Here is a 6,787-nt window from a genome sequence, read left to right on the forward strand (position 1 = left end):
TCGGAGCCGGGCGCGGCTCGCGGAGCGCGCCGCGGAGGGCTACGATCGGTCGCGGCCGCGGTGGCGGTCCTCGGGTCGAAGAACGGAGAGCACGCCATGACGTCGGGTCATGTCTCGTTGGTCACGGGACCGAAGCGCCGGCCGGTCGGCGGCCGCGGTGCGAGCGCCGCCCTCGCGGTCGCGGCGCTGCTCGCCCTGGCCCCGGCGTCGGCGGCCGCCGATCCGACCACGGCCCAGTTCCTCGCCGCGTGCCCCAAGGCCGACCAGCTCCAGCGGAGCACGGGGGACGCCGAGCGGATGCTGCGGTGCCTGGTCGACACCGCCCGTCGCGATGCCGGCGTGCGGATGCTGCGCCGCAACGTCAAGCTCGACCGCGTCGCCGCGCGCCAGGTCTCGCGGTCGATCGCCGAGAACCGCCTCGACCACCAGGCCGGGGGGTCGCTGCAGGCGCGGGTCCGCCGCTCGGGCTACCTGAGGGGCGCCGGACGCTGGGACGCCGGCGAGGCGCTGGCGGCCGGCCGGGGGAGCTTCGCCACCCCGCTGGCGACGGTCCGGCGCTGGCTCGCCTCGCACGCCGGGCATCGCCAGGTCGTCCTCGGCGCTCGCTCGCGCGACGGCGGCTTCGCCTGGTCCGGTCGCGGCGCGGCCGGCGTCGGCGGATCGAGTCCGGGCGCGACCTGGGCGCTCGTCACCGGCTGGCGCCGCTGAGCCGGTCCCCGCCGGCCCGCCCACGGCGCCTGGCCCGTGGACGCCGCGCGATACCGTCCTGGCATGAGCCTGCCCGACGTCCTGCGCGAGCTGCTGACCACTCCCGGGCCGTCCGGTCGCGAGGCCGCGGCCGCCGCGGTCTGGCGGCGCCATGCGGGGGCCTTCGCCGCGGTCGAGCACGACGTGGTCGGCTCCTCGGTCGCGAGGGTCCCGGCGAGCGGCGACGGCGCTCCGTCGCTGGCGGTCGTCGGGCACATCGACGAGATCGGGCTGATCGTCACCCACGTCGACGAGCGCGGGTTCCTGCGGGTCGACCAGGTCGGCGGCTGGGATCCCCAGCAGCTGGTCGGCCAGCGCGTCCGGCTGCTGGCCCGCGGCGGCGAGATCAGCGGCGTGGTCGGCAAGAAGCCGATCCACCTGATGGAGCCCGACGACCGCACGCGGGCGACGAAGCTCAAGGAGCTGACGATCGACATCGGCGCCGCCGACCGCGAGGACGCGCTGTCCGTCGTCCGGGTCGGCGACGTGGCGGTGATCGACGTCGCCCCGCTCGAGCTGCGCGGGGGCCGGGTCGCGTCGCGCTCGCTCGACAACCGCGTCGGCTCGTTCGTCGCCTACGAGACGGCGCGGCTGGTGGCCGAGGCCGGCGGCGCCCCCGGCGAGGTCCAGGGCTGGGCGGTGACCCAGGAGGAGACCGGGCTCTCGGGCGCCAAGACGACCGCCCACCGCGTCCGGCCCGACATCGCCGTCGTGGTCGACGTGACCTTCGCCAGCGACCAGCCCGGCGTCGACAGCAACGAGATCGGGGAGCATGCGCTCGGGTCGGGCCCGGTCATCGAGCGGGGCACCCCGCTGCACCCGTGGGTGACCGACACGCTGCTCGAGGTCGCCGAGGCCGAGGGCATCGCCCACACGATCAACGCGGTCGGCCGCGCGACCGGCACCGACGCCGACGCGATCCACATCGCGGCCGACGGCATCCCGACCGCGGTCGTCAGCGTGCCGCTGCGCTACATGCACTCCTCGGTCGAGACCGTCCAGGTCAGCGACGTGCTCGACACCGCCAAGCTGCTGGCCGCGTTCGCCCAGCGGCTGAGCGCGGACGTCGACCTGCGCCGGTGACCGTCCGCGACGACAGCGACGCGGGAGCCGCGGCCGTCGGCGACGGCCGCTGGCTGCTGCTGTGGGACATCGACGGCACGCTGCTGCTGCGGGCGTCGGGCAGCCACGCCACGGCCGTCTGGGACGCGCTCTGCGACGTCCACGGGATCGAGCCGGCCACGCTGCGGAACGGCAGCGGGCGCGGCGGTGCCGGCAAGACCGACGGCCAGATCGCGCGCGAGATCCTGGAGGCGCTGGGGGTGCCGGCCGCGGCGATCGACGAGCAGGCCGACGCGGTCCGGGCGCGGACCTGCGAGCGCTACCGCCCCGAGGACCTGACCGCCCACGTCAGCCCGGGGATCGACGGCCTGCTCGCCGAGCTGCACGCGCGCGGCGACGTCGTCCAGTCGCTGGTGACCGGCAACTTCGAGCCGGTCGCGCGGCGCAAGCTCGACGCCGCCGGCCTCGGCCGCTGGTTCGACCCGCGCTGGGGCGGCGGCTTCGGCTCCGACCACGAGCAGCGCGAGCGGCTGCCGGCGATCGCGCGCGCTCGCGCCGGGGCCGCGCTGCGTCCCGACGGCGCGCCGTGGCCCGCCGAGCGGACGGTCGTGATCGGGGACACCCCGCGCGACATCGCCTGCGCCCGCCACGACGGGGTCGCCGTGATCGCCGTCGCGACCGGTCCCCACGCCGCCGACGACCTGCGCGCGGCCGACGCCGTCGCGGGCGACGCGGCCGAGCTGCGCGCCGCCGTCGCCGCGCTGCTGGACGGCGGGGCGCCGATCGGGAGGGACGGGCGCCAGACCATCCCCGACGACCCCCAGGAGACCACCGCATGAGCGAGCCGACCGTCGACCCCCAGCGCCTGCAGGACGACCTCGAGCGGCTCGTCCGGCTGCCGTCGGTCGCCTTCCCCGGCTTCCCGCCCGAGCCGGTTCGCGAGGCGGCCGACCTGACCGCCCAGCTGCTGGCCGACGCCGGCCTCGAGGGCGTCACCCAGATCGACGTGCCCGACGCGGCGCCCGCGGTCTTCGCCGAGATCCCCGCCCCGCCCGGGGCGCCGACCGTGGTCCTCTACGCCCACTACGACGTGCAGCCGTCCGGCCCCGAGGAGGCGTGGACCACGCCGGCCTTCGCCCCGACCGTCCGCGACGGGCGCCTCTACGGCCGCGGGACCGCCGACGACAAGTGCGGGATCGCGATCCACCTGGCCGCGCTGCGAGCCTTCGGCGGTCGGCCCCCGGTCGGGATCAAGATCCTGATCGAGGGCGAGGAGGAGACCGGCCTCGGAACGCTCTCCGAGCTGGTCGCGGCCGACCCGGAGCGCTTCCGGGCCGACGCCTTCGTGATCGCGGACGGCGGCAACGTCGCGACCGGCAAGCCGACGCTGACGACCTCGCTGCGGGGGTTCGCGGTCGTCGAGGTCACCGTTCGCACGCTGCGGGACTTCGTCCACTCCGGGGTCGCCGGCGGCGCCGCACCGGACGCGCTGGTGGCGCTCTCGCGGATCATCGCCTCGCTTCACGACGACGCCGGCAACGTCGCCGTCGAGGGCCTCGACCGGCTGCCGTGGGACGGGGCCGCGATCGACGAGGCGGACTTCCGTCGCGAGTCGGGCGTGCTCGACGGCGTCTCGCTGATCGGCGACGGACCGGTCGCCGAGCGGCTGCTGACGCGGCCGTCGATCACCGCGGTCGGGATCGATGCGCCGACGGTCCGCGGGGCCGGCAACGCGCTGATCCCCGAGGCCCGCGCCAAGCTCAGCGCCCGGCTCGCCCCGACCCAGGATCCGCAGGCCGCCGCCGACGCGATCGTCGCCCACGTCCGCCGGGCGGCGCCCTGGGGCGTGCAGCTGGAGCTCGACGTCAGCGGCCTCGCCCCGGGCGCGCTGCTCGCCGGCCAGGGCCCCGTGGCGACGGCGGCCGCCGCGGCGCTCGAGGCCGGCTACGGCGTGCCCGTGACCCGGATCGGCACCGGCGGCGCGATCCCGCTCTGCGCCGACCTCGCGCGGATCTACCCGGACGCGGAGTTCGTGCTCTGGGGCGCCAGCGACGACCGCTCGCGGATCCACGCCAGCGACGAGTCGGTCGACCTCGGCGACCTCGAGCGGGCGGCCCAGGCCGAGGTCGCGCTGCTGCGGGGCCTCGCGGGCTGAGCCGCGCCGCGACGGCGGGCGGTCGGGCCGTCCGCCGAGGTCGCGATCAGGGCAGCGTCCAGAAGCCGTCGTTGCCGGCGGCCTGCTCGACCGCCCCGCCGGCCAGCAGCCGGCGGCGGGCCTCGTCGCGGTCGTCGATCAGGTCCAGGACGCCGGCGACCTCCTGGGTCGAGAGCGGCTCGCCGGCCCAGCGCAGGACCTCGAGCGGGTCCTCGGCCCACGGTCGCTGATCGAGTCCCGGCTCGAGGTTGGCGACCAGCGTCTCGATCGTCAGCGCGGTGTGGAAGCCGGGGGCCTCGAGCGAGCGGTCGCCGGACGCGATCACGTAGCTGGGGCAGGTGTAGCGGCGCGGGGCGACCGGGCCGTCGGCGTCGCCGGTCCAGTCCTGGCCGGAGCTGGCCAGCTTGCCGTCGAGCGCCAGCGCGGCGGGGGAGGGGCGGCGGGCGGCCGAGAGGTCGGCCTCGAACGCGCGCTGGACGGCCGGCTCCCGGCGCCAGGCCGTCAGCGCGTCGACGTCGATCCCGGCGGCGAGCGCGGCGGCCGTGATCGTGTCCTCGGCGTCGAGGTCGCGGGCGAGGGCGAGCGCCTGGACGTGGAGCGCCCGCAGCAGCCGGACGGCGGCGTCGACGCCCTCGTGCTCGCGGACGGCGACGATCGCCAGACAGGCGCTCCAGGTGCCGCCGATCGGCCGCGACGAGACGGTCGCCAGCGGCTGGCCGTGACGGTCGAAGTGGCGCAGGCTGGCGGCGGCGCGCTCGGGGGTGAAGCCGATGCTGGCGTACGAGCTGCCGTCCTTCGAGAGGCCGACCAGCCGCAGCGACCAGCGCAGCTGGTCGCCGTAGCGCCACTTCAGCCGCCAGCGGATCGGCTCGGCGCTGTAGGCGAACGGGCAGGCGGGATCGGTGTAGGTGGTGACGTCGACGATCGGCACTGCCCGACCGTAGCGATCGGGCTCGCGATCCCCGTGGTGACAGGGGATCGCGCGACGAAGCGGGCCGCGGTCCGGCTGCGGTCAGGCGGCCGCGGTCCAGAAGCCGTCGGATCCGGCCGGTCGCTCGCGGGCGCCGGCGGCGACCAGCAGCGCCCGGACCTCGTCGCGATCGTCGCGGTCGAGCAGCGCCGCGACCTCGATCGTGGCCAGCGGCTCGCCGGCGGCCCAGGCCAGCGCCTCGTCGACGTTCGCCGCCCACGGCCGTCGCTCGAGGTCGGGGGCCAGGTTGGCCAGCGCGGTCTCCAGCGACAGCCACGGCTGGAAGCCCGGGACCTCGGCCGTGCGGCCGCCGACCCGCAGCACGTAGCTGGGGCAGGTGTAGCGGCGCCCGGACCCGGCGCGCGACGCGCCGGTCCAGTCGGGCTCGACGTCGGCGAGCTTGTGGTCGAGCGCCAGCGCCGCGGGACCGGGATCGCGGGCCGCGGTCAGGTCGGCGACGAACGCCCGCTCGGTCGTCTCGTCGGCGACCCACTCCTCGAGCGCCTCGGGCTCGAGGCCGGCGACGCGGCCCGCGTCGGCCAGCACCGCCGGGTCGTCGATCGGGCGGGCTTCGGCGAGCCCGGCGATCCGCAGCGCCCGCAGCAGCGCGAGCTCGCTGCCGGTCGCGAACTCGCGCGCGGCGACGATCGCGCGGCAGGCGTCCCAGCTGCCGGCGGGCGCGCGTTCCTCGACCTCGGCCAGCGGCATCCCGTAGCGGTCGAAGGCCCGCAGCACCTCGGCGTTGGGGCGGGCGGTGAAGCCCTTCGCCTCGTGCGCGGCGGCGTCCCGCGCCAGGCCGACCATCCGGACGGTCCACCGCAGCTGGTCGCCGAAGCGCCACAGCAGCCGCCAGCGAAGCGGCTCGGCGCTGTAGGCGAAGGGGCAGGCGGGATCGGTGAACTCGACCAGGTCGACGTGGGGCACGGTTGCACCGTATCGAGGCGGCGCCGGCGATCAGCGACCGCGGGCGCGACGCCGAAGGGCGGGCCTCGCAGCGCGTCCGGCGCCGTCGCTCACTCCAGCAGCCCGTCCTCGCGCAGCGTCTCCTGAGCGATCGCGAAGGCCCGGTTGGCGGCCGGCAAGCCGGCGTAGAGGGCGGTGTGCAGCAGCGTCTCCGCGATCTCCTCGGGCGTCAGGCCGTGGCGGATCGCGGCCCGCACGTGCATCGGCAGCTCGTGCTCGGCGCGCAGCGAGACCAGCGCGGCGAGGGTCGCGACGCTGCGGGCGCGGCGGTCGAGTCCCGGCCGCGACCAGACGTCGCCCCAGGCGGTGCGGGTGACGAACTGCTGGAACGGGGCCGAGAACGGCGTGCTGTCGGCGAGCGCGCGGTCGACGTGGGCGTCGCCGAGCACCTCGCGGCGGACGCGCAGGCCGTCCTCGTCGAGGGGAGGCTGGCTCATCGGGGGCTCCGGGTCGGGGTTGGGGACGGTGGGACGACCGGGCGCGGCCGGGTCGGGGCCGTCCAGCAGCTCGGCCAGCAGCGCGGAGACCTCGGCCGGCCGCTCCAGCGGCGCCAGGTGGGCGGCGCCGGACACGACCGCCAGCCGCGCCTCGGGGATCGCGGCCGCCAGCGGACGCAGGTGCCCGTCGAGCGTCGTGGCCTGGTCGTCGCGGCCGGCGATCACCAGCGTCGGGACCGCGATCCGGCCCAGGTCCGGGCGCAGGTCGACCGCCCCGAGCGCCGCGGCGCAGCCCAGGTAGCCCGGGTCGGCCGTCGCCCGCAGGGTCGCGCGCAGCGCGTCGGCGACATCGGGCCGCGCGTCGCGGAAGGCCGGCGTCAGCCAGCGGTCGAGGGACAGCTCGACGATCGCGGCCGTGCCGCCGGCGCGGACCGCCGCCGCCCGCGGCTCCCA

Annotated in this window: 7 protein-coding genes; 4 read left to right on the forward strand and 3 right to left on the reverse strand. The window is 77.2% G+C overall.

Features of this window, described 5'->3' with window-relative positions; all coding sequences use genetic code 11:
* The first annotated feature begins 96 nt into the window (after positions 1-96).
* The 4 genes from PAI11_RS07895 (at position 97) to PAI11_RS07910 (ending at position 3,964) form a co-directional block, all read left to right on the forward strand.
* Complete coding sequence (locus PAI11_RS07895) at positions 97-708, forward strand: CAP domain-containing protein (protein WP_138974169.1); 612 nt, start codon at positions 97-99, stop codon at positions 706-708.
* A gap of 63 nt (positions 709-771) precedes the next feature.
* The gene (locus tag PAI11_RS07900) at positions 772-1,830 is read left to right on the forward strand and encodes a M20/M25/M40 family metallo-hydrolase (protein ID WP_007572772.1); all 1,059 of its coding nucleotides are present in this window, start codon (positions 772-774) and stop codon (positions 1,828-1,830) included.
* The gene (locus PAI11_RS07905; RefSeq protein WP_007572774.1) at positions 1,827-2,648 is read left to right on the forward strand and encodes a haloacid dehalogenase-like hydrolase; all 822 of its coding nucleotides are present in this window, start codon (positions 1,827-1,829) and stop codon (positions 2,646-2,648) included. The genes PAI11_RS07900 and PAI11_RS07905 overlap by 4 nt, the downstream gene beginning before the upstream one ends.
* Positions 2,645-3,964, forward strand: coding sequence for a M20/M25/M40 family metallo-hydrolase (locus PAI11_RS07910; protein WP_007572776.1), 1,320 nt, complete (start codon positions 2,645-2,647; stop codon positions 3,962-3,964). The genes PAI11_RS07905 and PAI11_RS07910 overlap by 4 nt, the downstream gene beginning before the upstream one ends.
* A gap of 46 nt (positions 3,965-4,010) precedes the next feature.
* On the opposite strand, the gene PAI11_RS07915 is transcribed toward PAI11_RS07910, so the two are convergent.
* The 3 genes from PAI11_RS07915 to pcaC all read right to left on the reverse strand — a co-directional run.
* Complete coding sequence (locus tag PAI11_RS07915) at positions 4,011-4,895, reverse strand: DsbA family oxidoreductase (protein ID WP_007572778.1); 885 nt, start codon at positions 4,893-4,895, stop codon at positions 4,011-4,013.
* A gap of 81 nt (positions 4,896-4,976) precedes the next feature.
* A complete protein-coding gene (locus PAI11_RS07920) occupies positions 4,977-5,858 on the reverse strand; it encodes a DsbA family oxidoreductase (protein ID WP_007572780.1) in 882 nt (293 codons plus the stop codon).
* An 89-nt stretch (positions 5,859-5,947) separates the two neighbouring features.
* On the reverse strand, positions 5,948-6,787 hold an 840-nt coding region (pcaC, locus tag PAI11_RS07925), incomplete at its 5' end, for a 4-carboxymuconolactone decarboxylase (RefSeq protein ID WP_050897164.1).

The organism is Patulibacter medicamentivorans, assembly GCF_000240225.1.
Taxonomy (GTDB): domain Bacteria; phylum Actinomycetota; class Thermoleophilia; order Solirubrobacterales; family Solirubrobacteraceae; genus Patulibacter; species Patulibacter medicamentivorans.